General features: G+C 70.3%; 22 protein-coding genes. 10 read left to right on the top strand and 12 right to left on the bottom strand.

The features are described 5' to 3' along the window. Nucleotides 1-192: 192 nt before the first annotated feature. The 4 genes from ACFY2Q_RS17260 to ACFY2Q_RS17245 form a co-directional block, all read right to left on the bottom strand. On the bottom strand, nt 193-2,715 hold the full coding sequence (locus ACFY2Q_RS17260; RefSeq protein ID WP_387131202.1) for an FtsX-like permease family protein: 2,523 nt from the start codon (nt 2,713-2,715) through the stop codon (nt 193-195). A gap of 3 nt (nt 2,716-2,718) precedes the next feature. Beyond that, nucleotides 2,719-3,492, bottom strand: a complete 774-nt coding sequence (locus ACFY2Q_RS17255) for an ABC transporter ATP-binding protein (protein ID WP_387131199.1) — start codon at nt 3,490-3,492, stop codon at nt 2,719-2,721. Nucleotides 3,493-3,603: 111 nt separating this feature from the next. Next, nucleotides 3,604-4,263, bottom strand: coding sequence for a response regulator (locus ACFY2Q_RS17250; protein ID WP_387131197.1), 660 nt, complete (start codon nt 4,261-4,263; stop codon nt 3,604-3,606). Beyond that, the gene (locus ACFY2Q_RS17245) at nt 4,251-5,534 is read right to left on the bottom strand and encodes a sensor histidine kinase (protein WP_387131196.1); all 1,284 of its coding nucleotides are present in this window, start codon (nt 5,532-5,534) and stop codon (nt 4,251-4,253) included. Before ACFY2Q_RS17245 ends, ACFY2Q_RS17250 begins: the two co-directional genes overlap by 13 nt. Before the next feature lie 168 nt (nt 5,535-5,702). Between ACFY2Q_RS17245 and ACFY2Q_RS17240 the strand changes: the two genes are divergently transcribed. Both ACFY2Q_RS17240 and gdhA read left to right on the top strand, forming a co-directional pair. Continuing rightward, nucleotides 5,703-5,924: a hypothetical protein gene (locus ACFY2Q_RS17240; protein ID WP_387131194.1), complete on the top strand. Its 222-nt coding sequence runs from the start codon at nt 5,703-5,705 to the stop codon at nt 5,922-5,924. Nucleotides 5,925-6,273: 349 nt separating this feature from the next. Continuing rightward, complete coding sequence (gdhA, locus tag ACFY2Q_RS17235; protein ID WP_387131191.1) at nt 6,274-7,620, top strand: NADP-specific glutamate dehydrogenase; 1,347 nt, start codon at nt 6,274-6,276, stop codon at nt 7,618-7,620. Nucleotides 7,621-7,716: 96 nt separating this feature from the next. Here gdhA and ACFY2Q_RS17230 read toward each other — a convergent pair whose 3' ends face one another. The 6 genes from ACFY2Q_RS17230 to ACFY2Q_RS17205 all read right to left on the bottom strand — a co-directional run bounded on the left by ACFY2Q_RS17230 (nt 7,717) and on the right by ACFY2Q_RS17205 (nt 14,115). After that, a complete protein-coding gene (locus tag ACFY2Q_RS17230; protein WP_387131189.1) occupies nt 7,717-8,418 on the bottom strand; it encodes an ABC transporter ATP-binding protein in 702 nt (233 codons plus the stop codon). Then, nucleotides 8,415-9,419, bottom strand: a complete 1,005-nt coding sequence (locus tag ACFY2Q_RS17225) for an ABC transporter ATP-binding protein (protein WP_387131188.1) — start codon at nt 9,417-9,419, stop codon at nt 8,415-8,417. Before ACFY2Q_RS17225 ends, ACFY2Q_RS17230 begins: the two co-directional genes overlap by 4 nt. Beyond that, nucleotides 9,416-10,294 (bottom strand): ABC transporter permease, encoded by an 879-nt coding sequence (locus ACFY2Q_RS17220; protein WP_387131187.1) that lies wholly within the window; start codon nt 10,292-10,294, stop codon nt 9,416-9,418. The genes ACFY2Q_RS17225 and ACFY2Q_RS17220 overlap by 4 nt, the downstream gene beginning before the upstream one ends. Beyond that, complete coding sequence (locus ACFY2Q_RS17215) at nt 10,287-11,306, bottom strand: ABC transporter permease (RefSeq protein ID WP_387131186.1); 1,020 nt, start codon at nt 11,304-11,306, stop codon at nt 10,287-10,289. Before ACFY2Q_RS17215 ends, ACFY2Q_RS17220 begins: the two co-directional genes overlap by 8 nt. Then, nucleotides 11,276-12,865, bottom strand: coding sequence for an ABC transporter substrate-binding protein (locus ACFY2Q_RS17210; RefSeq protein ID WP_387131299.1), 1,590 nt, complete (start codon nt 12,863-12,865; stop codon nt 11,276-11,278). The genes ACFY2Q_RS17215 and ACFY2Q_RS17210 overlap by 31 nt, the downstream gene beginning before the upstream one ends. 323 nt (nt 12,866-13,188) lie before the next feature. After that, nucleotides 13,189-14,115: an NADP-dependent oxidoreductase gene (locus ACFY2Q_RS17205; RefSeq protein ID WP_387131185.1), complete on the bottom strand. Its 927-nt coding sequence runs from the start codon at nt 14,113-14,115 to the stop codon at nt 13,189-13,191. Between the two features lie 206 nt (nt 14,116-14,321). Here ACFY2Q_RS17205 and ACFY2Q_RS17200 point away from each other — a divergent pair, with 206 nt between their 5' ends. Beyond that, the gene (locus ACFY2Q_RS17200; RefSeq protein WP_387131298.1) at nt 14,322-14,705 is read left to right on the top strand and encodes a MerR family transcriptional regulator; all 384 of its coding nucleotides are present in this window, start codon (nt 14,322-14,324) and stop codon (nt 14,703-14,705) included. A gap of 67 nt (nt 14,706-14,772) precedes the next feature. Here the strand turns inward: ACFY2Q_RS17200 and ACFY2Q_RS17195 are convergent, their stop codons facing one another. Next, complete coding sequence (locus ACFY2Q_RS17195; protein ID WP_387131183.1) at nt 14,773-15,300, bottom strand: cupin domain-containing protein; 528 nt, start codon at nt 15,298-15,300, stop codon at nt 14,773-14,775. Between the two features lie 234 nt (nt 15,301-15,534). Between ACFY2Q_RS17195 and ACFY2Q_RS17190 the strand changes: the two genes are divergently transcribed. Further along, entirely contained in the window at nt 15,535-16,770 is a 1,236-nt protein-coding gene (locus ACFY2Q_RS17190; RefSeq protein WP_387131182.1) for a low temperature requirement protein A, read from the top strand. A gap of 15 nt (nt 16,771-16,785) precedes the next feature. Here ACFY2Q_RS17190 and ACFY2Q_RS17185 read toward each other — a convergent pair whose 3' ends face one another. Next, nucleotides 16,786-17,394, bottom strand: coding sequence for a TetR/AcrR family transcriptional regulator (locus ACFY2Q_RS17185; RefSeq protein ID WP_387131180.1), 609 nt, complete (start codon nt 17,392-17,394; stop codon nt 16,786-16,788). 180 nt (nt 17,395-17,574) lie between these two features. Here ACFY2Q_RS17185 and ACFY2Q_RS17180 point away from each other — a divergent pair, with 180 nt between their 5' ends. The 6 genes from ACFY2Q_RS17180 (at nt 17,575) to ACFY2Q_RS17155 (ending at nt 24,041) form a co-directional block, all read left to right on the top strand. Beyond that, nucleotides 17,575-18,135, top strand: coding sequence for a hypothetical protein (locus ACFY2Q_RS17180; protein ID WP_387131179.1), 561 nt, complete (start codon nt 17,575-17,577; stop codon nt 18,133-18,135). Nucleotide 18,136: 1 nt separating this feature from the next. Continuing rightward, on the top strand, nt 18,137-19,558 hold the full coding sequence (locus ACFY2Q_RS17175; protein ID WP_387131178.1) for a dihydrolipoyl dehydrogenase family protein: 1,422 nt from the start codon (nt 18,137-18,139) through the stop codon (nt 19,556-19,558). 55 nt (nt 19,559-19,613) lie between these two features. Then, nucleotides 19,614-19,913: a hypothetical protein gene (locus ACFY2Q_RS17170; protein ID WP_387131177.1), complete on the top strand. Its 300-nt coding sequence runs from the start codon at nt 19,614-19,616 to the stop codon at nt 19,911-19,913. 200 nt (nt 19,914-20,113) lie between these two features. After that, entirely contained in the window at nt 20,114-20,863 is a 750-nt protein-coding gene (locus ACFY2Q_RS17165) for an alpha/beta fold hydrolase (RefSeq protein ID WP_387131176.1), read from the top strand. Between the two features lie 217 nt (nt 20,864-21,080). Continuing rightward, nucleotides 21,081-23,114 (top strand): hypothetical protein, encoded by a 2,034-nt coding sequence (locus ACFY2Q_RS17160; protein WP_387131173.1) that lies wholly within the window; start codon nt 21,081-21,083, stop codon nt 23,112-23,114. Nucleotides 23,115-23,195: 81 nt separating this feature from the next. Beyond that, complete coding sequence (locus ACFY2Q_RS17155) at nt 23,196-24,041, top strand: alpha/beta fold hydrolase (protein WP_387131172.1); 846 nt, start codon at nt 23,196-23,198, stop codon at nt 24,039-24,041. Nucleotides 24,042-24,127 lie beyond the last annotated feature (86 nt).

Genomic DNA, 24,127 nt, shown 5'->3' with positions numbered 1-24,127 from the left:
AGGTAAGTCTTGCCTTACCGAGGAAACGGCGGTTCGGCAGTTATCGCCGACCAATACGCCAATTGTTCACCGGCGAGAGACGGCCGCCCCTGCGTGGCCGCTGAGCGCGGCACGCAGGGGCGGCGGGTCACCTGACCGGGTGTACGTCAAGCTCCTGTTTCGGCTTGAACGTGTCGAGCGGAGAGCCGGCGTTCACTCCTTGACCCCGATGCTGCTCACCGGCGGCCTCCGCAGGAGTGCGCCGATGGGCAGGACTGTGGTGGCCAGCGCGAGCAGCGCGGTTCCGCCGATGATCGACACCCATCCGGCGGTCGGGACGTAGGGCACGAGTTGCCCGGTGAACGTCCGGACCACCGAGATCAACGTGACAGCGGCGATGGCGCCACCGATGAGCAGTGATGTGCCGAGCAGACCGACCTGTTCGGCGTGCACCATCCGCTTGACCTGACGTGTGGTCACCCCGACCAGGCGCAGCAGGGCCAGTTCGCGGCCCCTGGCCAGTGCGGCCATGACCATCGTGTTGGCGGCTGCCAGGGCGGCGTAGCCGACCATGACGCCGATGAGCATCTTGTTCAGCCAGGCGTTGAGTGCCAGGTCCTTCTCCAACTGGCCGTTGATGGCGCTCGTGTCGATCAGACCGCTGCCCGGGTAGCTGTCGACCAGGCCCGCGAGGTCGGCGTCGGCCCCGGTCCGGATCAGAACCTGGTCGTCGAGGTTCGTGGCGGTGTGGCCGCTGACCGTCTCCCGGTTGAGGGTGACGTCACCGAAGCCGAGCCCGCGTTCATAGAGGGCGACGACCCGCAACGTCACAGCGGTACCGTCGCCCAGCCACATGCTTACCCGGTCGCCGAGATCCGCCCCCTGCGACGACGCCTGGAGGGTCGACAACGCCACAGTCGCGCCGCGCAGATCGGCGAGGCTGCCCTCGGTGACCTTGAGGTCCATTGTCTTGTCGACGCCGTCGATGTCGATGCCCTGTGCGCCGACGGCCTGCGCCTCACCCAGCACGCGGGTGATGACCTCGGTGCGCCGGATGCCTGTCGCGGCGATGACTCCGGGCACCTTGCGGGCGTCCGCCACGGCGGTCTCCGGCAGCCCGACCGCCGACACCAGCGCGTGTTGGGCAAGCATCCCGTCCTGGCTCTGGGCGATGGTCTGTCGTTGCAGGTTGTCCTGGAGGAACCAGACCGAACCGCCGAAGCCCACCGTCAGCACAAGCGCCGTCAGCACGGTCACCATGCCCTGCGCGTTCGCCCGCAGGTTCGCGGCGGCCAGATATCCGCTGTCGCGCCAGACGGCCCGCAACACCGGGCCGAGCGCCCCTGCGGCGTACCTGTTGATCCAGGGCGCGAGCAGTGCGGCGGCGAGGACGAAGACGTACAACATGCCGATCGCCGCGCCGAGTGCGGCCTGGCCACGCACGGCTGCGGTGAGCAGGGTGAGCACGCCGCCACCGCCGAGCGCCAGCAGGCCGACGACGAGCCGGAAACGGCTGTTGCGGGGCGACTCCACGGCGACCTCGCCGAGCGCCTCGGTCGGCCGGATGCGTACCGTGCGGCGGGCGGCGATCAACGCCGCGGCCGCTGCCACCAGCAGCGTCGCTCCGGTCACCGCCACGGCGGAGAGGACGCCGCCGCTGATCGGGAAGCCGTCCGGAATGAAGCCGCGCGTGATCAACTGCCTGTGCACCCAGTGCGTCACGAGCAGTCCGGCCGGCACGCCAAGCACCACCGAGATGATGCTCAGCTGCACAACCTCCGCGAGGATCATCTGCCGCACCTGGCCCGGCGTCGCCGCCACCGCCCGCAAGAGGGCGAGATCGCGGCGGCGGTGGCGGACCGCCAGCCCGACGGTGCCGGCGACGACGAACATCACGAGCCCTGCGACGTAGCCGCCGAAGACGGTGCCGAGCTGGATCAGCATCGCGCGTGCCGCGAGGGCCTCGGACTGTTCCAACTTTCCGCGATCGGTGCCGGTGTAGACCTGCGCTCCGGCCTCGGCGGCCAGCCGGCGTACCTCCGTCAACGTGGCGGGGGAGTCCGCGCCCGGAGCCATGGTGATCCCGATCGCACCGGCCCGGCCGGGACGCGGGCTCAGCGCCGCGGCGTGGTCGTCGGTGAAGAAGAGCGCCGACGGCCAGTCGCCGGTGACCGCGCGTTCCACGACGCCACTGACCCGGTATTCGCGGACGCCACCACCGACCAGGACCGGGATCCGGTCGCCGGGGCGGACCTCCGCCCCGGCGACACTGGCGATCCGGTTGTCGATGGCGACCTCGTCGTCGGCGTTCGGCCGACTGCCGGCGACGATCCGGAACGGCGTCAGCGCGGCGCTGCTCCAACCGTGCGCGACCGTCTCCTGCCCCGACACGGTGGGCACGACCACCGGCAGCGAATAGTCGACGGCGACGGACACGACCCCTGGCAGTTCCCGGAACTGCTCGGCGAGCGTCACCGGAACCGACCCGCCCGCCGGCAGCGGCACAGTGGTTCTGGTGATCTCACCGTCGAGCTCCCGGCCCGTGATGCTGATCTCGCCCCGCGCCACGACGATGTCGGCGTCGGCGTACCGCTGGGGTGCGGGCTCGTAGCGCATTCCGGACTCGACGAGCAGGCCCATCGACATGAGGATCATGACGCCGGCGGTGAGCGCGACGAGTGTGGCGACAGCGCTTCCGATCCGGTGGCGCAGCATCCGTACGGCAAGTCTCAGCATGGTTCAGCTCCCCTGCGTGGCGAGCTGGCGGCGTCCGAGCAGCGCCAACTGCTCGGCGATCCGCTGCACACCCGGCTGCGCCGTGTCGTGCACGATCCGGCCGTCGGCGAGGACGATCACCCGATCGGCGTACGAGGCCGCCACCGGGTCGTGGGTCACCATGATCACCGCCTGGTGTGTCTCATCGACCACCGACCGCAACAGGGCCAGCACCTCCGACGCGGTCTGCGTGTCAAGCGCGCCCGTCGGCTCGTCACAGAAGATCACCTCGGGGCGGGTCGCCAGTGCCCGGGCGATCGCCACCCGCTGCTGCTGCCCACCTGACAGCTCGGCCGGACGGTGGCGCAACCGATCGGCCAACCCGACCCGGTCGATCACCTGCCCGAGCCACGCGGGATCGGGGCGGACCCCGGACAGCCGCAGCGGCAGGTGGATGTTCTCCTCGACGTTAAGCGCACCGATCAGGTTGAACGCCTGAAAGATGAAGCCAATCCGGCTGCGCCGGAGCTTTGTCAGTTTCGTCTCCGACAGCCGCGACAATTCCTCGTCGCCGATCCACACCTGGCCGGAGGTGGGCCGGTCCAGGCCCGCCGCGGTCTGCAACAGGGTGCTCTTGCCGGAACCGGACGGCCCCATCACCGCCGTGAGCGTGCCGCGGTGGAACTCCGCGTCGACGCCGGCGAGCGCGGTGACCGCCTGTGGGCCGGTGCCGTAGGTGCGGGTGAGTTGTCCGACGCGGACCGCCGTCTCGGCGGATCGCCCAACGCTGACGGGCATGAGTCCCAGCCTTTCCGTAATTCTCGACAATTCGAGTACACGGAAAAGCTATGGCGACGCCGATCAATGGGCGATCTAGCGTACGGGCCAATCGGGGTACAGCAGGCTGTACTACATCCGGCGCTGAGTGTCCTTCAGATACCGCAGGACCGCCGTCACCCGCCGGTCGGCGCGGTCGTCCGGTGCGAGGCCGAGCTTGGCGAAAATGCTGCGGATGTGCTTGTGCACGGCCCCCTCGGTGACGAACAGCCGCTCCGCGATCGCGGTGTTGCCGAGCCCCTCCGCCATCAGGGTGAGCACGTCACGTTCGCGTGCGCTGAGCAGGCTCAGTGTGCTGTCGGGGCGGCTGCGGGCGAACAGTTGGCTGACCACCTCCGGGTCGATAGCCGTGCCGCCCCCGGCGACGCGGTGCAGCGCGCCGAGGAACTCCTCGACCCGACCGACCCGCTCCTTGAGCAGATAGCCGAGCCGCCCCGCACCGTCGGCCAGCAGGTCGGTGGCGAACGCCTGCTCCACGTACGCCGAAAGGACCAGCACCGCGAGGCCGGGGTGGCGGCGCCGGGCCTCGACGGCGGCCACGATGCCCTCGTCGGTGTGGGTGGGCGGCATGCGGACGTCGACGATCGCCACGTCCGGCCGGAACTCGTCCACAGCGGCCAGAAACGGTTCCGGTGAGTCGGTGGTGGCGACCACGTCGAGCCCTTCGGCCCGCAGCAGCAGGGCCAGACCTTCCCGCAGCAGAGCGTCGTCCTCGGCGATCACGATCCGCACGGCAACTCCACGTTTATCGTTGTCGGCCCACCGGGTGGGCTGGTCACTGTGAAACGACCGTCGTGGGCCTCGACCCGCCGGCGGATGCCGCCGATCCCCGAGCCGCGGCTCTCGTCGGCGCCGCCACGGCCGTCGTCGGACACCGAGAGGTGCAGCCTGTCGGCGCGGCGCCCCACGCTTACCGCCGCCGCGCTGGCACCGCTGTGCCGGGCCACGTTGGTGAGCGCCTCCGCCACCACGAAGTACGCGGTCGCCTCGACCGAGGCGGCACATCGGCCCGGCAGGTCGACCTCCACCGTGCACGGCACGGCGGAGCCGGCGGCCAGACCGTGCAGCGCACCGGCGAGCCCACGATCGTCGAGCACCGGCGGCAGGATTCCACGCACCACGGTCCGCAGTTCCGCGAGCGCCAACTCGGCAGCGTCCTGCGCCCGGTCCAGCACCTCCGCCGCCCGCTCCGGATCACGGGCCAGCGCCCGTCGTGCCGCGCCGAGCAGCACGGTGACCGCGACCAGCCGGTTCTGCGCCCCGTCGTGCAGGGAGCGTTCGATGCGGCGCAACTCGACCGCGTGCGCGTCGAGTGCGCCCGCGCGTGTGGCGGTCAGCTCGGCGATGCGCAGCGACATGTCGACGTCGCGCGGCGGCGCCAGCAGCCGTCGTCCCGGCAACGCCTGCAGGCGGGCCATCCGCGGGCCGAGCGCGACGGCCACGGCGAGCCAGCCGACGCCGATAAGCGCGACGACGAGCGCGTCGAGTAGCCCGCCGATCCGCCAATTGATGAAGCCGGGGCCACCCATGTCCGGCGGCACCAACCAGAAGTACAGCGGGAACAGGAGATTCTGCACGGCGGTGAGCGGCAGCGACAGCCCGACCGCGCCCAGCACGAACCCGAACGTGCCGTGTGTGGCCACGAACGCGCACTCGCGGCGGACCCACGGGTCGCGCAGGGCGGCGCGCAGGTCGGTGGGGACCGGCGGCGGCATGGGCAGATCGAACGCCCACCGAGACAGTCGGGCGCGCTCCCGATCGGCGGCCGACCGCACGACCTTCAGCACCGACGGGACCACCACCAGGCCGACACCGACAAGGCACGCCAGCGCCACCACCGACAACAGCAGGAACGCCGTCAGCGCCAGGATCGACGTACCGAGGCCACCGACGAGGTGCTCAAGAGCGTCGACAGATATGCGTACGCGCTCCCGGAGGTACTGGCGCACCGCGTGCCCGCGCTCGCGTTCCGCCGACCCGGGTTCGGCGTCTCCGCCATGCATATGCCCACCTCCCCGGCAGAGACGATAGGCGACCGGCTCCGGATTCCGCCTCGTCGGGGCCCATTGGTACAGCCTGCTGTACCCCTGTTGGCCCGTTGGCTGGATCGTCACTCATTGATCTTCGGCATAGCGTTGCGATCATTACCAACCACTACTGAGGGAGTAGTCATGACAGACCACTACCGCACCGCCCCCACCGCGACGCAGGACGGCGCCGAGCAGCGCAAGCTGGTCCGTCCCGTGCTGTGGCTGGTGCTGGTCGTCAGCGCCGTCATCAACGGGACGATGTCGATCACCGGTCAGAACGTCTTCGTCAGCGGCGCTTTCGGACTGGTCACCCTTGCTGCCGCGGTCGGGCTCGTCGTGCACCACTATCGGCACCGCGCTTAGGCCCGTGCCACCGAGCGGCTGCTGGCCGGGTTCACCGATCCGACGGTCACGCCGCACTCCGTCGCCTGAAACCGCAGGTCGCGGCACACCCGTCACCTGGGAAACCCGCGAAGCCGAGGGCCTACCAGCAACTGGGAATGCCAGACTGAACGACGACGAGGCATCGGCAGGGCAGGGTCAATGGGGGACTCCGTCCTGCTGAGGCTTCCCGTTCAACTCGCCGAAGCAGTCGTGTCGGGGGCAGGTTGTTGCTCACGCAACGATGCTCTGTCGCGGTCGTGCCGTGTGGGTGACTCGTGGGTCCCCGGGCGTGGGGCAACCGGGCCATGGTCGCGCATGAGGAGGAACAGTGCTGGTACAGGACAAGCTCGAATCGATCTTCACTTCCGTGGTGCGGCGCAACCCTGGCGAGGGCGAATTCCACCAGGCGGTGCGGGAGGTGCTCGACAGTGTGGCACCGGCCCTGAAGAGGCATCCCGAGTACGCCGAAGCGAAGATCATCGAGCGGATCTGCGAGCCGGAGCGGCAGATCATCTTCCGGGTGCCCTGGGAGGACGACCGCGGTGAGGTCCACATCAACCGTGGCTTCCGGGTGGAGTTCAACAGCGCACTGGGTCCGTACAAGGGTGGTCTCCGTTTCCACCCGTCGGTCTATCTGGGGATCGTGAAGTTCCTCGGATTCGAACAACTGTTCAAGAACGCGTTGACAGGCATGCCGATCGGCGGTGGCAAGGGTGGGTCGGACTTCGACCCGAAGGGCCGCTCCGATCGGGAGGTGATGCGGTTCTGTCAGTCGTTCATGACCGAGCTGTATCGGCACATCGGCGAGTACACGGACGTGCCGGCAGGTGACATCGGCGTCGGTGGGCGGGAGATCGGCTACCTGTTCGGGCAGTACAAGCGGATCACCAACAGGTACGAATCCGCCGTGCTGACCGGCAAAGCCCTCAGTTACGGCGGCGCCCAGGTACGCCGGGAGGCCACCGGCTACGGCGCGGTGTTCTTCGCCGAGGAGATGCTGCGCGCTGCCGGCGGCGACAGCCTCGACGGCAAGCGGGTGGTGGTCTCCGGCTCGGGCAACGTGGCGATCTACGCGATCGAGAAGGTGCACCAACTCGGTGGCACCGTGGTGGCCTGCTCGGACTCCTCCGGCTACATCCACGACCCGAAGGGCATCAACGTCGAGGTGCTCAAGCACCTCAAGGAGGTCCGCCGGGCACGGATCGACGAGTACGTCGAGGCATATCCGCACGCCACGTTCGTCGCCGGACGCCCGATCTGGGAGGTGCCCTGCCAGGTGGCGATCCCCTGCGCGACCCAGAACGAACTCACGGCCGCCGACGCGCTCAGCCTGATCGCGGGTGGCTGCACCACTGTGGTGGAGGGGGCGAACATGCCCACCACCCCGGAGGCGGTGCGGAACTTCGCCGAGGCCGGGGTGCGGTTCGCACCCGGTAAGGCGGCCAACGCCGGCGGTGTCGCGGCGAGCGCGCTGGAGATGCAGCAGAACGCCAGCCGCGACTCGTGGACCTTCGAGTATTCCGAGCAGCGGCTACGGGAGGTCATGAAGACCATCCACGCCCGCTGCCACGCCACCGCCGACGAGTACGGAATGCCCGGCAACTACGTCGCCGGCGCCAACATCGACGGCTTCCGGCTCGTCGCCGAGGCGATGCTCGCCCACGGCCTCATCTGAGGCGCCGACACGGCCGTACCAGAGGATGCCCGGCCCTCGGCGTTCGTCGAGACCTGCCCGGTCTGTCGACCCCGGGGCACACGTGGTCGACAGGCGTCAGCGGTGGGAAACCTGGGCTCCGGAACGTGCTGTCGCCGCGTCGGCCAGGTCGACGATCCGGTCGGCCCAGCGGTCCATCAGGGTCTGGTCGTGGGTGATGACAAGGACGCCGGCCTGCTGGTTCCGCTGGTAGTCGCGGATGACGGCGGCGACGTGCGCCTGCGTCGAGGCGTCGAGCATCGCCGTGGCCTCGTCGCAGAGCAGGTAGTCGGGGCGGTGCACGAGGGCCCGGGCGAGGCAGGCGCGTTGCAGTTGCCCGTCGGACACCGCGTGTGGCCGTCGACCGCGCAGGTCCGCGGTGAGGCCGACGAGGTCGGCGAGTTCGGCCACCCGTTCGCGGACGACCGGCTCGGGCGTACGGGTGGCGCGTAGCGGTTCGGCGATCAGGTCGGTGATGCTCAGTCGGGGGTCGGCGGCGGCGCGGGGGCTCTGGAAGAGGGCGGCGACGCGGGTCCGTAGGGCGACCGGCACGGAGTAGCGGACGGCGTCGACAGCTGTGCCGTCGATGCTGACCCGACCTCGGTCCGGGCGGTGCAGCAGTGCCAGCACCCGGACAAGTGTCGACTTGCCGCCGCCGGACGGGCCGCGTAGCCCGACCGTCTCGCCCCGGCCGATCCGCAGTGTGACGCTGTCGAGCACGACCTGACGGCCGTACCCGACGGTCACCTCGTCGGCGAGCAGGTGCTGCGGGCTTGTCACGTGACTGCTCCGGTGGGGATCGGGTGGTGGCAGGCCACGGTGCCGCCACCGAGCGCCGGCGTCGGTTGGGGCCGGGTCGCGCAGTCGTCGGTACGGCGCGGGCAGCGGGGCGCGAACGCGCATCCCGGGGGCAGTGCCGTGAGCATCGGCGGGTCGCCCGGCACCGGGCGGAATGCCCGGTCGGGCAGGGCGTCGAGCAGCGCCGAGGCGTACGGGTGGGCCGGTGCGGTGAACAGGTGGTCGGTGTCCCGGTGCTCCACGACACGGCTGGCGTACATGACAGCGACGGTGTCGGCGACCCGGCGCGCGGCGGCCAGGTCGTGAGTGATGAGCACGACTGCCGAGCCGTTGTCGCAGCGGCGACGCAGCAGGTCGAGGGTGTGGTCCACGAGCGGTCGGTCCAGCCCGGTGGTGGGCTCGTCGGCTATGAGCAGGGAGGGGTCCGGTGCCAGCGCGAGCGCGGTGACCAGACGCTGTGCCATGCCGCCGGACAGCTCGTGGGGATAGCGGTCCAGATCCTCCGGGTCGAGTCCGACGTCGGCAGCGAGCCGGTCGGCGTCGCGGCGGTCCCGGCCGTGCGCCCGCAGCGTCTCGGCGAGCAGTCGTCGCCCGGTGCGGACCGGGTTCAGCGCGGTGGCCGGGCTCTGCGGGACCAGCCCGACGCGTCGACCGCGTACCTTGCGGGCCAGGTGACGCTGGCCGCAGGTGACGAGGTCGACGGGATCGCCGTCGGGGTCGTGCAGCACGGCGTGACCGGTGATCGTGGCGTTGCCGGGCAGGAGGCCGAGCAGGGCGTGGGCCAGGACGGACTTGCCGCAGCCGGACTCACCGACGACGGCCAGCAGCTCGCCGGCCCGTACGGTGAGGCTGAGATCGCCGACGGCGCGCACGCTCGCGTCGCGGAGCCGGAACTGGACGCCGAGGCCGTCCACGGCGAGCAGCGGCCGACCTGCGGCGGTGCGGGGAGACGCCGGGGCGGCGACAGCTTCGGTGGTGGTCACAGGTGCAGCTCCGCTCGGACCCGGGGATCGAGGCGGTCGCGCCAGCGGGCGGCGAGGACCGCGATGGCGAGGGTGACGACGACGATGGCCGCGCCCGGCGCCAAGCTGGCCCACCAGGCACCTGTCAACAGCGACCCCTGACCGTCGTTGATCATGTTGCCCAGCGAGGCGAGGTGCGGTGGCAGGCCGAGGCCGAGGAATGACAGGGCCGTCTCGTGCCACACCGCGTGCGGGATCATGAGGGTGGTGGCAAGCGCGAGCCGGGGCAGCACGTGTGGCAGCAGGTGCCGCGTCAGGACCCTGCGCCGGCTGGCTCCGCCGCTGATGGCGGCGTCGACGAACGGTCGGGTACGAAGACTCAGCAGCTCGGATCGGACGATGCGGGCGGTGGACAGCCAGTGGGTGAGACCTACCGAGGCGATCACCGCGCCGAGGCTGGGACGCAGCATCGCGACGATGAAGATGCCCAGCAGCAGGTGCGGCATCGCGGCGATGGTGTCCACGATCCGCATCAGGATCCGATCGACAGGGCCGCCGAGCGTGCCGGCTATCCCGCCGACCACGCCGCCGAGGACTGTGGCGACGAGCGCGGCGACCGCGCCGACGAGCAGCGACACCCGTAGCCCGTAGACGGCCCGGTGGGCCACGTCCCGGCCGAGGTCGTCGGTGCCGGCGGGATGGGTCCAGGACGGCGCCAGCCGGGTCTGGTCCAGCGCGACAGCGCTCTGGTCGAGCGGCCAGACGAGCGGGGCGAGCAGCGAACCGGCGACGGCCACGAGGAGGACGAGACCGGCCGCGACGGCAGCGGCCTGGCCGGGTCGCAGTCGGAACCGGACCATCCGCAGCAGCGATGGTCGGGCAGCGAGGTCAGTCATCGAGTCGTACCCTCGGATCGGCCGCGGCGTAGGCGAGGTCGGTGGCGAGATTCGCGGCCAGCACCACGGCGGTGGTGACCAGCGTGATCGCCGCCAGCAGCGGGAAGTCGCTGCCCAGCGCGGCGGCGACAGTGACGGCACCCAGCCCCGGCAGCGAGAAGACGGTCTCGACAAGCACCGCACCGCCGACCAGTTCCGGCAGGTGGGTGCCGACCAGAGTGAGGAACGGCAGCAACGCCGTCCGCAGCGCGTGCCCGAACAGCACGATCCGCCCGGGCAGCCCGCGCGCCCGCGCCGCGAGCACGTGGTCGTCGCGCAGGCTCTCCGCGACCGCGTCCCGGACGAACAGCACGAACCACGGCGCCTGGGACACCGCCAGCACACCGACCGGCAGGATCAGGTGCCACGCCACGTCGGACCAGGACGTACCGGTCGCTGCCACGTCGGTGAGCCCGCCGGCCGGCAACCAGCCCAGGGCCAGCGCGAACACGGCGATCGCGGCCAGGCCCAACCAGAAGACCGGCATCGCCTGCACCGCGTACGCGGCCGTCCGCAACGCACGGTCGAAGAGCCCACCGCGCCGGTACGCGGCAAACGAACCCAGCAGCAGGCTCCCGACCAGGACCAGGGCGAGGGCCACGCCGATCAGCAGCAACGTCCAGCCGGCCCGCGCGGCGAGCACCGAGACGACCGGCTCGTGTCGGCTTGTCGACCAGCCCAGGTCACCCTGGATCAGGTTGCCGATCCAGCGCAGGTACTGCACCGGCAGTGGGTCGTCGACACCCCAGTTGGCGCGGATCTGCGCCAGGTTTTCCTCGGTGGCGGTGAAGGCCGCCGCGCCCGCGTACTGCTTGGCGGGGTCGATCGGCGACGCGGCGCCGAGGGCGAACATCCCGATGCTCGTCGCGGCGAGCACCGGCACGGCGACGAGGAGCCGACGCCTGACCACCGTGCCCGCACCGGCCAGTCGACCGGAGCGGGTCACGACCGGGTCCAGGTGTCGATGTTCCACCAGATGCTGTTAGCCACCCCGTGCTCGTGCGCCTCGACCCGGGGAGTCACGCCCTGGACCGAGGCTTTCAGCACGTAGGTGTGCCGCAGGTAGGTGAGGAACAGCCACGGCACGTCCTTGGCCAGCTGCTGCTGGAACCGCGCGTACGCGACCTTGCGGTGGGCCGGGTCGTACTTGTCGCGGCCGTCCTGAAGTGCCCGGTCCACCACCTCGGAGCGGTACGAGCCGGGGTTGAAGTAGCCCTGCCCCGCGAACCGCGAGCCGAACAGCTTGTACGTGACGAAGTCCGGGTCGTACGGCGTGCCGTAGCCCATGAGCAGGGCGTCGGACTTCATCCGCTTGTCGATGGCGTCCCAGGTGAGCCCCGCCGGGGTGACCTCGATGCCGATCTTCTTCGCGTCGGCGGTCACCGCCAGGGCCAGGTCCTTGCGGAGCGTGTCGCTCGCCGGGTACATCAGCGTGAACCGGGCCGGTCGGCCGTCCTTGACGCGTACGCCGCCGCGGCCGGGGGTCCAACCGGCCGCGTCGAGCAGCGCACCCGCCGCCGTCGGGTCGGCTGTCGACTTGCCGATGATCGAGGGCTCGGCGAACTCGGAGGTCGGGGGGATCGGCCCGAACGCCGGCTCGCCAGCGCCGCCGAGGATGCCGGCCACCATCGCCGATCGGTCCACGGCCAGGTTGAGCGCCCGGCGGACCGCCGGGTCGTCCAGGACCGGGTTGCCCGACGGCAGCATCACGCCCCGGTAGTCGGCGGTCGGCACCCGCTGCACCTGGTACGCGGCGTCGGTGTCGAAGCCGGAGGCGAGCTTCGGCGGCAACTCGGCCGCGTCGAACTCGCCGGCCCGCATCCGCTGGGCGCGTACGTTGTCGTCGGCGACGAACGCGACCACCACCCGGTTGTTCGCCGGCCGGCGGCCGAAGTAGCGCTCGTTGGCAGTGAGCACCAGCCGGCTACCAGGTGTCCAGGAGTCGACCCGGTAGGGCCCGGTTCCGACCGGCTTCCGATTGAACGCGGCGGTGTTGATGTCCTGGCCGCTGAGCAGCTTGGCCGGCACGATGCCGAGGGTGAGCCGCTGGACGAACGGCGCGTACGGGTAGCGCAGCCGGAACACGACAGTGGCCGGGTCGGGTGCGGTAACCGACTCGATCATGTCCAGGTCGGAGCGCAGCGTCGAGTCGACCTTCGGGTCGAGGACGGCCTGGTAGGTGAACACGACGTCCTGTGCGCTCAAGACGGTGCCGTCGTGGAACTGCACGCCGTCGCGCAGCTTCGCGGTGACTGTGCGCCCATCGGCTGACCTCAGCGGCAGGTCGGTCGCCAGGCCGGCGACGAGCCGGTTGTCGGCGGCCCGGGCGACCAGGCCGTCGAAGATCAGCGAGCCGCCGTCGACACCGTAGTTGAGCACCGGGTTCAACGCGTCCGGCTCGTCGGAGGTCGCCACGACAAGCGTTGTGTCGCCGGATGAACCGTCGGGGGTGCTCGGGGCCGAGCAGCCGGCGAGGACGAGTGCCCCCGTGGCCGCGGTCGACGCCACGAGGCGCCGGAGGATCGGACGCATCCGGGTCACAGACGGGCTCCTGTGGTGTGGGGATCATGGGGTGTCGGCGCTTGTTCCGACCGCCGCACCTTTGTTGATCACCGTGGCACAGTTGCAACTCATTGGCAATTGCCAGGTGTTTGCATCACAATCAGGGCGGCACGTACGTGCGGCGGCTTCTTCGTGGACCACGACGGCGAGCAGATCCGGGGCGCGTACCGGCGGATCCGGTCGAATGAGCAGGACGGGCCCCCGGCGACCTGCCGGCGGACCGCGACCTGTTCCGCCGGCACCGCACCCCGGCGTCTGCGTTTGCGTCTTGTCGCCGAGCTGAGCTGAGCTGATCAGGCGGCGACGGCGATCACCAGCTTGCCTGTGGTGTGACCGGTCTCGACGGCCGCCAGCGCCTCGGCGCTCTGGTCGAAGGTGAACGTCCGCGTGATCTGCGGATCAATGGTGCCGTCGACCATCAGCGCGGCGACTGCCTCAAGCGACTCTCTGCCGAGGCGGCGGGTCAGAAACTCGCCGCCCAGTTCGCTCACCGCGTTGTCTGCGGCCGACAGCAACTGCTTGGCATCCTTCACCAGTCCGGCGACCGTGCGCAGCGAGTCGCCGCCGACGAGGTCGATCAAGCCGTCGACGCCGGACGGGGCGAGCGCGCGAACCTGTCCGGGGACGTCGCCTGCTGTGTAGCTGACGAATGTCACGTCGAGAGCCTCGGCCACCGCCCGCTTGCTGTCGCTGCCGGTCCCGATGACCGTCAGTCCCCGCGCTCGGGCAAGTTGCGCCGTGGCGAGGCCCGTACTGCCACCAACGCCGTTGATGAGCAGCGTCGAGCCCTCCGGCAGGTCGAGCCGGTCGAGCGCGTCGAGGGCTGTCGTGCCGGACACCGGTACTGTCGCCGCCCACTCGTAGGGCAGTGACTCCGGCTTACGTGCCACGTTCGCTGCCGGCAGGGTCGTCGCCTCGGCATACGTGCCGGCGCCGTTGAGCGCGAACCCGAACACCGCGTCGCCCACCTCGATGCCTGTGACGCCGGCGCCGATGGCGAGCACGTCACCAGCGGCCTCCATCCCCATCACCTGTGGGAACGGCACGTGCCCGTTGAGCATCTGGACAGCTCCGGCTCGGAGCAGGTGGTCAAGGCGCGCTACTCCGGCGGCCCGAACCCTGATCAGAATCTCATCGTCGCCGGGCTGCGGGTCGGGCCGATCGAAGTACAGCTGGACCTCGGGGCCGCCGAAGGCACGGTATCCAAATGCACGGCTCATTGTCGTCACTCCTTCACTGGTTACTGACCAGCGACGCTAACTACTGACGTTGACGTCAGAGGCAACTAGGTGTGACGCGGCTCACACCTGCGCCAAGGGGCGGGGGGAGATGCCCCGCGTCACGGCGGCGACACCGGCTACCGTTGCTGACGGTGACGTCAGAGGTAGGAGCACCCGACGTGGTGTGGCGCAGAGGAGGGGCGGCCGTGCGCATCGGCGAGGTAGCGGAACGATCCGGGGTCAGCGTCCGTGCGCTGCGCTACTACGAAGAGCAGGGCCTGCTGTACGCCGAGCGCAGCGCCAGCGGGCAGCGCCACTACACCCCGGCGGCGGTGGAGCGGGTCCGCCTCATCCAGCAGCTCTACGCCGCCGGCCTGTCCAGCAAGGACGTCCTCGAACTCCTGCCGTGCGTCTACACCGGCAACGCCACACCCGACATGATCGCCAGGCTCGCGGCCGAGCGCGACCGCATCGACCGGCAACTGCGAGGGCTCACCGAAACCCGAGACCGGCTGGATTCGGTGATCCGCACCGCGTACCAGCACCTGACCCCCGAGGTCGGGCAGCGTACGGAGCAACAGGTGTCGTGATCGCCGGGTCGGCAGGGCCCGCGATGGCGCGGGTGGCCCGGGAGCGCGCTGATGCCCAGCCCGGCGGTCAGAGCATCTCGGTGCGGTATGCGGGAGCCAGGTCGGCCGCGCGTTGCCGGCGTTCCGCCATGTCCTCGTCGGTGAGATGCGGCGGCTGTGCGTCCTTGTCGGCGACTTCGTCGCCCACACGCAGGAAGTATTCGTCCTGACCCGCCGGGGTGCACATGCACAGCATGCGGGCGGGTGCGCCGGAGGCGTTCCGGAAGTTGTGCGGCGCGTTGGCCGGGATGTTCACCGTGGAGCCGGCCCGGACGGTGTGCCTCTCCCCGCGGAAGGTGAACTCGACCTCGCCCTCGAGAACGGTGAACATCTCCTCGAAGTCGTGCCGGTGCGGCGGCGGCCCGCCGCCGTCGGGGATGCGCATGTCGATGAGGCAGTACTGCCCGTTGGTCTGCTTGCCGGTGACCAGCATGGCGTAGGTGCCCCCGGCCAGGGAGATGTAGGTGGTTGCCGGGTCGTCGGGGTTGGCCACGGCCAGTGTGCGCGCCGGATCGTCGTCGGGGATGGCAGGGGTGGAACGGCCGAGGTCGGTCATGCTGCTCGTCCTCCCTGGTGTGGTCCTTCGTGGCGCAGTACGGCGCGGGATGCGGGAACGTGACATCGGCGTTGGTGAGACGCAGTCATGACCCGATCCTAGTGACGACGAGATCACGCGGCGCCACAGCACGAGAACATCCGTCCGCAGTGCACCTGAGCGGCGGGGCGCAGGCTGGCACAACTCCTGCGACACCGGTTCGTTGGTGCGACAAGGGGCGGACGGAGGCGGACGATGGCGGCACGCCGGGGTGCCGAACTGCTGCGCCCTCAGACGAGTTCGGGCCGCGCGACGTTCCTGGAGCTCTTCTTCGACCTGGCCTTCGTCGTGGCCCTCACCCGGGTCTCGCAGCGATTCGCCGGCCTGAGCGATGACGCCGGTTGGGAACTCGTCACGGGGTTCGGCCGTACCCTGCTGCTCTTTCTGGCGCTCTGGCTGATCTGGTCACACACCGCCTGGATCACCAGTCGCTACGAACCGGAGCGGCCGCTCATCCAGGCCGTCGTGGTCGGCACCATGTTCGCCGGTCTGATCATGGCGGTGACACTGCCGCACGCCATGGAGGAGCGGGCACTGCCGTTCCTGGCCGCGTACCTGATGGTGATGTTGGTGCGGCCGCTTGTGATCGCCGCCGCGCTGCACAGCCATCCGCGACGGCTGGTGCCGCTCCGGCTTGCCGCATGGGCTGCGGCGAGCGCGCCGCTCTGGCTGGCCGGCGCGCTGGGCCCGGACCATCTTCTTCTGCCGCTGTGGGCTGCCGCCCTCGCGGTGGACTACCTCGCGTGGACCCTGGGCTGGCCGCTGCCGAGGCTTGGGGCCTCGAAGGTGGGCGCCTGGCGGATCGCGGGGACGCACCTCGCCGACCGTTACCAGCAGATGGTCCTCATCGCGCTCGGTGAGTCGATTCTGGTCATCGGCGTGGTGTTCAGCGGCAGGGACTACTCGTGGGAGCGGGCAGCCGCCTTCACGGCCACCTTCGTCACAAGCGCGCTGCTCTGGCGGATCTACTTCTACCGCGCCGGTCTGCTGCTCATCGAGGCGTTCGAACGGGCGGCCCTGCCCGGCCGGTTGGGCGCGACGTCGGAACGGACGCATCTGTCGATTGTGCTAGGCGTCCTCGTCACATCGGTCGGCTACGAGCTGGTGATAGACCAACCGTTCGGGCCGGCGCGGCCCAGTTGGCTCCTGTTCGTGGTGGGCGGTCCGGTGCTCTTCCTCGTCGCCCGCGTGCGGCTGGAGTACGAGATCTTCGGACGGCTCACCTCATCCCGGCTGATCGGTGTGGCGGCCCTCCTGCTGCTCGCGCCGGCGTTGGCGCTCTGGGCGCCGATGGTCGGGCTGACCGCGGTGGCCGCAGTGCTGGCTGTTGTCGCGTTCCTCGACGCGCTGCGCGGCCGGAGGCGGCCGCTGGAGGTTGCCGCCTCGCCGATTGGTCGGGAGGCATCCGACGAGCGCGACGCCGAGGCGTGACCGCGCGGGGCCGCTCTAGCGGGCGGACCTGGTCGACTGACGCTCCGCATTGATCCGCAGGAGTCCTTCGACGCCGCGGAGAAACGTCTCGGACACCAGCGCCGGGTCGTAGAGGCATCCGGCTGCCATGGCGCCGTCGCGGAGCATGACGAAATGGCGCGCTGCGGGATCCGCCGTCTCCTCGTGGACCTGCGCCATCAGCATCGTGAGCGTGTCCAGGAACCACTGCCGGTGGGTGATGATCTCCTGGTTGACGGGATGGCCGTTGTCGGGATATTCCGCGGCGGCGTTGAGGAAGGCGCACCCACGGAACCCGGGGGACTGGATGTTGTGCGCGATGGAGCCAGCGATGGCCTGGAGGGCGTCGACAGGCGCCGGGTTGGCGGCGAGGGCCGCATCGACCGCGCGGCGATCCATCTGATGGACTTCTCGCAGGTAGGCGAGGATGAGGTCGTCCTTGCTGGGGAAGTGCCGATAGAACGTGGCCCGGGTCACCTTCGCCTCGGCGATGATCCGGTCGACGCCGACGGAGTGGATGCCCTCCGCGTAGAAGAGCCGGGTTGCCGTGGTGAGGAGCCGGAGTCGCGCCTCAGAGGGCCGAGTGTCGGATTCGCCGCGCGTCATGCACCCCATCTTAGCGAAAAGAACGTTCGGTCTGCGCACTGCGACCATCCCTGAGCTGCGGTGCCGCCTACTCCCGGCCCGAGATAGAACGTTCGGTCTTGACACGTGCCGCGCCCGGTGCCATGCTGGCACGACAGAACGTTCGATCTCCCGATAGGCCCCTCCGCTGAAAGGGTCACCGTGACCACAATTACTGCTCCGCCCGCCATCTCTCAGACGGCGTCCGCGCTGCGGCGGCTGTACTTCAGCCGCTTCGCGTTCGCCATCGTGTGGGCCGGCGTGACGATCGCTACCGCCAAGGAGATCGGCCCACTCACGGTGGCGCTGTTCGTTCTCTACCCGCTGTTCGACGTGGGCGCGGCGATCTACGATCTTCGCTCGTCGCGGACCACCGGCTCGCCTGCCCTGCTGTACGTGAACATCGCGGTCAGCCTGATCGCGGCGGTCGGCGTGGGCGTGGCCTCCGCGTCCGGCATCCCTGCTGTCCTGCGGGTGTGGGGCGCCTGGGCGATCGTGGCCGGCCTCGTCCAGTTGATCGTGGGTGTCACCCGTCGGCAGATGGGCGGCCAGTGGCCGATGATCATCAGCGGCGGGATCTCGGTGCTGGCTGGTGGCTCGTTCATCGCCAGCGCGTCCGCGGACAACCCGTCGCTGACAAACGCGGCCGGCTACGCCATCCCCGGCGCCATCTTCTTCCTCATCGCGGCCATCCGTCTCGGCCGCGCCGCGAAGGGCAACTGACATGACCACATTCGAGTACGACGTCGTCGTGATCGGTGCGGGTCCGGTCGGGGAGAACGTTGCCGACCGGGTCGTGAAGGGTGGCCTGACGGCCGCCATCGTCGAGCGGGAGTTGGTCGGGGGTGAGTGCTCCTACTGGGCCTGCATGCCGACCAAGGCGTTGCTGCGCAGCGCCTCCGCGTTGCGGGCGGCTCGCCAACTGCCGGGCGCGCGGGAGGCGGTGACGGGAGACCTGGACGCGGCCGCGGTGCTGAGCCGGCGGGACTCCTTCGCGTCGCACTGGCGCGACGACGGGCAGGTGTCGTGGCTGGAGTCGGTCGGGATCGCGCTGCACCGCGGTCGCGGACGGATCAGTTCCGAGCGGGTCGTCGAGGTGACCGGCGCCGACGGTGTCACGACGACGTTGACCGCGCGACACGCGGTGGTCGTCGCGACCGGCAGCAGCGCTCTGTTGCCGGACATTCCGGGCCTGCGTGAGGCGTCGCCGTGGACCAGCCGTGAGGCCGCCTCGGCCGCGTCGGTTCCCCGCCGGCTCGCCATCATCGGCGGTGGCGTGGTGGCGACCGAGATGGCGACCGCGTTCGCCGCTCTGGGGTCGTCGGTGACGATGCTGGCGCGCGATGCCGTGCTGCCGTCGGTGGAGCCGTTCGCCGCTGAGTTGGTCACCGAGTCACTGCGCGAGGCAGGTGTGTCGGTACGCCCCGGCGCGGAGGCCGTGTCCGTCGAGCGCGACGACAGCGGAGTCGTCCAGATCGTGACCGGCGACGGCGACCGGATCGAGGCCGACGAGGTGCTGGTGGCGATTGGTCGTACGCCCAACACTCAGGACATCGGCCTCGACGGCATCGGGCTGGCCCCGGGCGCCTGGCTGGCTGTCGACGACACCCTGCGCGTCGTCGGCGGCGGGGAGTGGCTGTATGCCGCGGGCGACGTGAACCGGCGGGTGCTGCTGACCCACCAGGGCAAGTACCAGGCTCGGGCGGTCGGCGACGTGATCGTGGCCCGGGCGAAGGGTGCGACTGTCGACGACGGCCGGTGGGGCCGGCACGTGGCGACGGCCGACGAGCGCGCGGTGCCGCAGGTGATCTTCACCGACCCGGAGATCGCGTCGGTGGGCCTGACAGCGGCCGCGGCCGAGGCAGCCGGGCTGCGGATCCGGGTCGTGGACTACGACCTGGGCGCCGTCGCCGGGTCCACCCTGCACGCGGATGGCTACAAGGGTCACGCCCGGATGGTCGTCGACGAGGACCGGAAGGTGATCGTCGGCTTCACACTGGCCGGCCCGGACGTGGCGGAGCTGATCCACGCCGCGACGATCGCCATCGTCGGCGAGGTCCCGCTGGACCGGTTGTGGCACGCGGTTCCGGCGTACCCGACCGTCAGCGAGGTGTGGCTGCGACTGCTGGAGACCTACGGCCGCTGACGGTCGATCGTGGCCCGCCAGCCACGACCACAATGCGAATTGCGAGGAGAATGTCATGCCCACGAAGATCACGTTGATCATCGGTAATCCCGAGAACCCCGACGAATTCGAAAAGACCTATGCGGAAGTGCGGCAGGCCGCAGACACGTTCCCGAAGGTACGGCGTGTCGAATCGGCAAAGGTGTGGCCGAAGGAGGACGGCACCGCCACCCCCGCCTACCGGACCCTCGACCTGTACTTCGACAGCTACGAGGACGCCTCCGCGGCGGTCGCGACGCCCGTCGCCGGTGTCGTCTTCGGCGGGCTCACGCAGGCGCAGGTGACGATCATGGGGCTGTTCTCCGACATCGAATAGCGGGGCCTCGGCGGGCGCCGGCCCGGTCGGCGGGCGGCTCGTGCATCCGCATCTGTGGATCTTGCTGACAGGCGTCTCGACCGTACTGGATATTGGGTTCTGCTGCACCGCATCGGTGCCGGAATGCCGACCGTCCTCGCCGCTCAGGTCCGCGCCGGCACCTGCTCCGGGCAGGAGCGGCCTATCGAAAGGAATGCCACATGAACGCTGCTCCTGATCGGTCTGCCCAGGAGGCAGGGAAGCCGACAATCGTTCTCGTCCATGGGGCATTCGCCGACTCGTCCAGTTGGAACGGGGTGATCGCACACCTCAAGCGTCAGGGCTATCCGGTCATTGCCGTCGCCAACCCGCTGCGTGGTGTGCAGAAGGACGCCGCCTACGTTCGCGCGCTCGTGGACAGCATCGCCGGGCCGGTAGTGATGGCCGCCCATTCGTACGGCGGGGTGGTCATGACCGAGGCCGCCGAGGGCGCCTCCAACGTCAAAGCTCTGGTGTACGTCGCCAGCGTGAGCCCGGACGTGGGCGAAAGCGTGGTCGGGTTGCTCACCACGCACCCCGGAAGTCAGCTCGCCACAAGCATCACAATGGTCCCGGTCCCTCTCGAGGACGGTTCCACGACCATGGACCAGTACGTCCAGCAGGACAAGTTCCCGGCGGTGTTCGCCGCCGACGTCGACCCCGACACCGCCCAGCTGATGGCGGCGACGCAGCGTCCCGCGTCGTCGGGCGCCCAGGAGGAGGCGGTGACCAGGGTCGCCTGGAAGACGATCCCGTCGTGGACCCTGGTCAGCACCCAGGACCAGGGCATTCCGCCGGACCTGCAGCGCTTTCTGGCCGAGAGGGCAGGGTCCACGACAGTCGAGATCGCCGCGTCCCACGCCGTGGCGGTCTCCCAACCCGGCCCGGTCGCGGACCTCATCGACACCGCCGCCCGCGCCACAGTGCACTAGCTGCCCTGCTCACGCTGACAAGGGGGTGGTCGCCCGTCGGGGCGACCACCCCCTTGCGCCGCCTGCCTCGCCGCGTTTCCCGAACGTCGGCGTCGGTGCGGTGGGGGAGCGAGGGCGCACCGGCCTTGCTGAGATCCATTCACGAGCGTAGGAAGAACACCACTCAGCACTGTCGGCCCTCGCGTCGATCCACAGTCCCGCGTCGAAGGAGATGCGTGTGCACACCCCCAGACGACTCCGCCTCGCCGTGTCCGTGCTGGTGACAGTGAGCGCCGTCCTGCTCGGCGCCACCGCCGCCATCGCCCATCCCGCGCGCCCCGCACCCGCCGGCCACGGGCCCTGCGACCCGATCGACACGACGGCGTGCCTGCTGCCGTTCCCCAACGACTACTTCACCGTGCCGGACCGGACCAGCCCCACCGGCAAGCGGGTGCGGTTCGCGGCCTCCGCGATGCCCGCGAGCGTCCAGGGGATCCCGATCGACCCGACGGAGTGGAACCGGCAGGACGGGTTCAGCCCCGGCTCGCCGATCCTGGTGCGCGTGCCCGGTCTCGACGCCGCGGCGACCGGGATCGCGCCGGTCACCGACATCGGCCGTTCGCTGGCGCCGGACGCGCCGATCGTGCTGCTCGATTCCCGGACCGGCAAGCGCATCCCGTACTGGGCCGAACTGGACGCACACGCGGCCGGCAAGCCCGACCGGCAGGTGCTGATCATCCGGCCGGCGGTGGCGCTGTCCGAGGGCACCCGTTTCGTCGTCGGTCTGCGCGGTATGCGCGACGGCAGGGGGGCGCCGATCCCGGCGCCGAAGGCGTTCACGGCGTACGTGCGGGGCGTCGGCCTCGACCACCGGGACAGTCGCGTACCGCAGATGAAGCGGATCCTCGCCGACCTGACCAGGGCCGGCGTCAAGCGGCAGAGCCTCTACCTGGCCTGGGACTTCACAGTGGCCAGCCGGCAGGGTCTGACCGGGCGGACGTTGTCGATCCGGGACAGCGCGTTCGCCGGCCTCCGCCGGGCCGCACCGACGTTCACTGTCACCCAGGTGACCGACTACCCGCCGGAGCAGGAGCCGCTGACCGCCCGGCAGGTGACCGGCACGATCGGTGTGCCGTCCTATCTCACCGGCGACGGCGGGCCGGGCTCCCGGCTGCACTACGGGCCGGCCGGCGGCAGCGGGGCACCGCCGACGCCGAACTCCCTGCCCACCCCGTCCGGCGCGACGGTGGCGGCGGACTTCGTCTGCAACATCCCGCGCAGCGCCTCCGCCGCCAAGCCGGCGCACCTCTCGCTCTACGGCCACGGCCTGCTCGGCAGACCGACCGAGATCAACGCTGGCAATGTCAAAACGATGTCGAACACGTACGACTTCACGTTCTGCGCGACGAGTTGGATCGGCATGGCTGCCGCCGACGTTCCCTTCGTGGCCGGCGCCTTCAGCGACCTCAGTGCCTTCCCGGCGGTGGTCGACCGGTTGCAGCAGAGCTACCTGAACTTCCTCTTCCTGGGCCGCGCGATGATCCACCCGGGCGGGTTCGCCGCCAACCCGGCGTTCCGGGACGCCGCCGGCCGGCCGCTGATCAACGTGGCCGGTGGGCTGCACTACGACGGCAACAGCCAGGGCGGCATCAACGGTGGCGCGCTCACCGCGATCGCCCAGGACTGGACCCGGTCCGTGCTCGGCGTGCCCGCGATGAACTACTCCACGCTGCTGCAACGAAGCGTGGCCTTCGCCCAGTTCCAGGCCATCATGGATGGCTACTACCCGGACAAGGCCGACCAGCAGGTGATCCTCGCGCTGCTCCAGATGCTGTGGGACCGCTCCGAGGCCAACGGGTACGCCCAGCACATGACCGACCGGCCGTTGCCTGGCACACCTGCGCACCAGGTGCTGATGCACGTGGCCTTCGGCGACAAACAGGTCTCGCCCGCGGCGGCGGAGGTCCAGGCCCGCACCATCGGCGCCCGCCTGCACACCCCCGCACTCGCCGACGGCTGGTCACAAGACGTGCGGCCGTACTGGGGCATCGAGCCGATCCGCAGATACCCGTACACCGGCTCGGCGATCGTGATCTGGAACAGCGGCACCGCCCACGCGCCGCCGCCGACAAACCTCGCCCCGACGGGGCCGGAGTACGGCGACGATCCGCACGAGTTCCCGCGCGCCCAGGCCGCGGCCCAGAAGCAGAAGGCGATCTTCCTGCTCACCGGCAAGGTCGTCGACGTCTGCGCGCGTACACCCTGCCCGTGACGCCCACCGGGCGGCCCCGTCGGGATCACGGTCCCGGCGGGGCCCGTCGGCGGCGCCGCAGCGGTCAGGCATCATTCGCGCATGACCGCACCAACCTTCGTCTTCGTCCATGGCGCCGCCAGTAACTCGTTCACCTGGGCACCGATGCAGCGGGAGTTGGCCCTGCGCGGGCATCGTTCCCTCGCCGTCGACCTGCCCGGGCACGGGTTCGGCGCGACGTTCCCGGCGGCATACCAGGCGCCGCAGGATCTCGCCGCCCTGGCAACCGTGCCGAGCGCGATGGCCGGCATCGGCCACGCGGACAACGTGGCGCACGTTCTGGACGTGGTGCGGCAGGTACGCGAGTACGGGCCGGTGATCCTCGTCGGTCACAGCCGGGGCGGGCTCACCCTGACCGGGGTCGGCAACGCCGCACCGGACCTGGTGGATCGGCTGGTCTACATCTCGGCGTGGTGCTGCACCGCCGACACCCCGGCCGGCTACCAGGCTTCCGCGGAGAACGCATCGAGCGCGTTGGCAGGTCTCGGTGGCCTGGTCGCCGGCAACCCGATGGAGCTCGGCGCGTTGCGCTTCAACTGGCGTACCGCCGACCCCGAACTGCTCGCCACGCTCCGGGAGGCCGTTCTGGCCGACGGCACCGACGACGAGTTCTACGCGTACCTCAACTCGCTGGAGCCCGACGAGAGTCTGGACGTCGGCGAGGAGCGGGCCGACCCCGAGACGTGGGGTCGCATCCCCCGCACCTACGTGCGGCTCACCGGCGACCTGTCGATGCCGATCGCGCTCCAGGACCGCTTCATCGCCGACGCGGACGCGCTGACCCCGGGCAACCGTTTCGACGTCCGGTCGCTCGATGTCAGCCACGCCGCTGTCCTGGTCCGCCCCGGTGAGGCCGCGGCACTGCTCTCCGAACTGCTGCCGAAGTGACCGCCCGTTGACGGCGCCCTCCTGCTGGTGTCGACACCGGACCGCCAACCGATCACTGTCACGTTGAACCGTCGCGACCCCGGCTC

Source organism: Micromonospora sp. NPDC000316, from assembly GCF_042898885.1.
Classification (GTDB): Bacteria; Actinomycetota; Actinomycetes; order Mycobacteriales; family Micromonosporaceae; genus Micromonospora.
This window is presented reverse-complemented; position numbering and strand designations above follow the sequence as displayed.

What these genes read in the sequence shown, in the direction of transcription:
- ACFY2Q_RS17260 (WP_387131202.1), bottom strand. Translation starts at nt 2,715, where the DNA reads ATGCTGAGACTTGCCGTACGGATGCTGCGCCACCGGATCGGAAGCGCT.
- ACFY2Q_RS17255 (WP_387131199.1), bottom strand. Translation starts at nt 3,492, where the DNA reads ATGCCCGTCAGCGTTGGGCGATCCGCCGAGACGGCGGTCCGCGTCGGA.
- ACFY2Q_RS17245 (WP_387131196.1), bottom strand. Translation starts at nt 5,534, where the DNA reads ATGCATGGCGGAGACGCCGAACCCGGGTCGGCGGAACGCGAGCGCGGG.
- ACFY2Q_RS17240 (WP_387131194.1), top strand. Translation starts at nt 5,703, where the DNA reads ATGACAGACCACTACCGCACCGCCCCCACCGCGACGCAGGACGGCGCC.
- ACFY2Q_RS17220 (WP_387131187.1), bottom strand. Translation starts at nt 10,294, where the DNA reads ATGACTGACCTCGCTGCCCGACCATCGCTGCTGCGGATGGTCCGGTTC.
- ACFY2Q_RS17210 (WP_387131299.1), bottom strand. Translation starts at nt 12,865, where the DNA reads ATGCGTCCGATCCTCCGGCGCCTCGTGGCGTCGACCGCGGCCACGGGG.
- ACFY2Q_RS17205 (WP_387131185.1), bottom strand. Translation starts at nt 14,115, where the DNA reads ATGAGCCGTGCATTTGGATACCGTGCCTTCGGCGGCCCCGAGGTCCAG.
- ACFY2Q_RS17195 (WP_387131183.1), bottom strand. Translation starts at nt 15,300, where the DNA reads ATGACCGACCTCGGCCGTTCCACCCCTGCCATCCCCGACGACGATCCG.
- ACFY2Q_RS17190 (WP_387131182.1), top strand. Translation starts at nt 15,535, where the DNA reads ATGGCGGCACGCCGGGGTGCCGAACTGCTGCGCCCTCAGACGAGTTCG.
- ACFY2Q_RS17185 (WP_387131180.1), bottom strand. Translation starts at nt 17,394, where the DNA reads ATGACGCGCGGCGAATCCGACACTCGGCCCTCTGAGGCGCGACTCCGG.
- ACFY2Q_RS17175 (WP_387131178.1), top strand. Translation starts at nt 18,137, where the DNA reads ATGACCACATTCGAGTACGACGTCGTCGTGATCGGTGCGGGTCCGGTC.
- ACFY2Q_RS17170 (WP_387131177.1), top strand. Translation starts at nt 19,614, where the DNA reads ATGCCCACGAAGATCACGTTGATCATCGGTAATCCCGAGAACCCCGAC.
- ACFY2Q_RS17165 (WP_387131176.1), top strand. Translation starts at nt 20,114, where the DNA reads ATGAACGCTGCTCCTGATCGGTCTGCCCAGGAGGCAGGGAAGCCGACA.
- ACFY2Q_RS17155 (WP_387131172.1), top strand. Translation starts at nt 23,196, where the DNA reads ATGACCGCACCAACCTTCGTCTTCGTCCATGGCGCCGCCAGTAACTCG.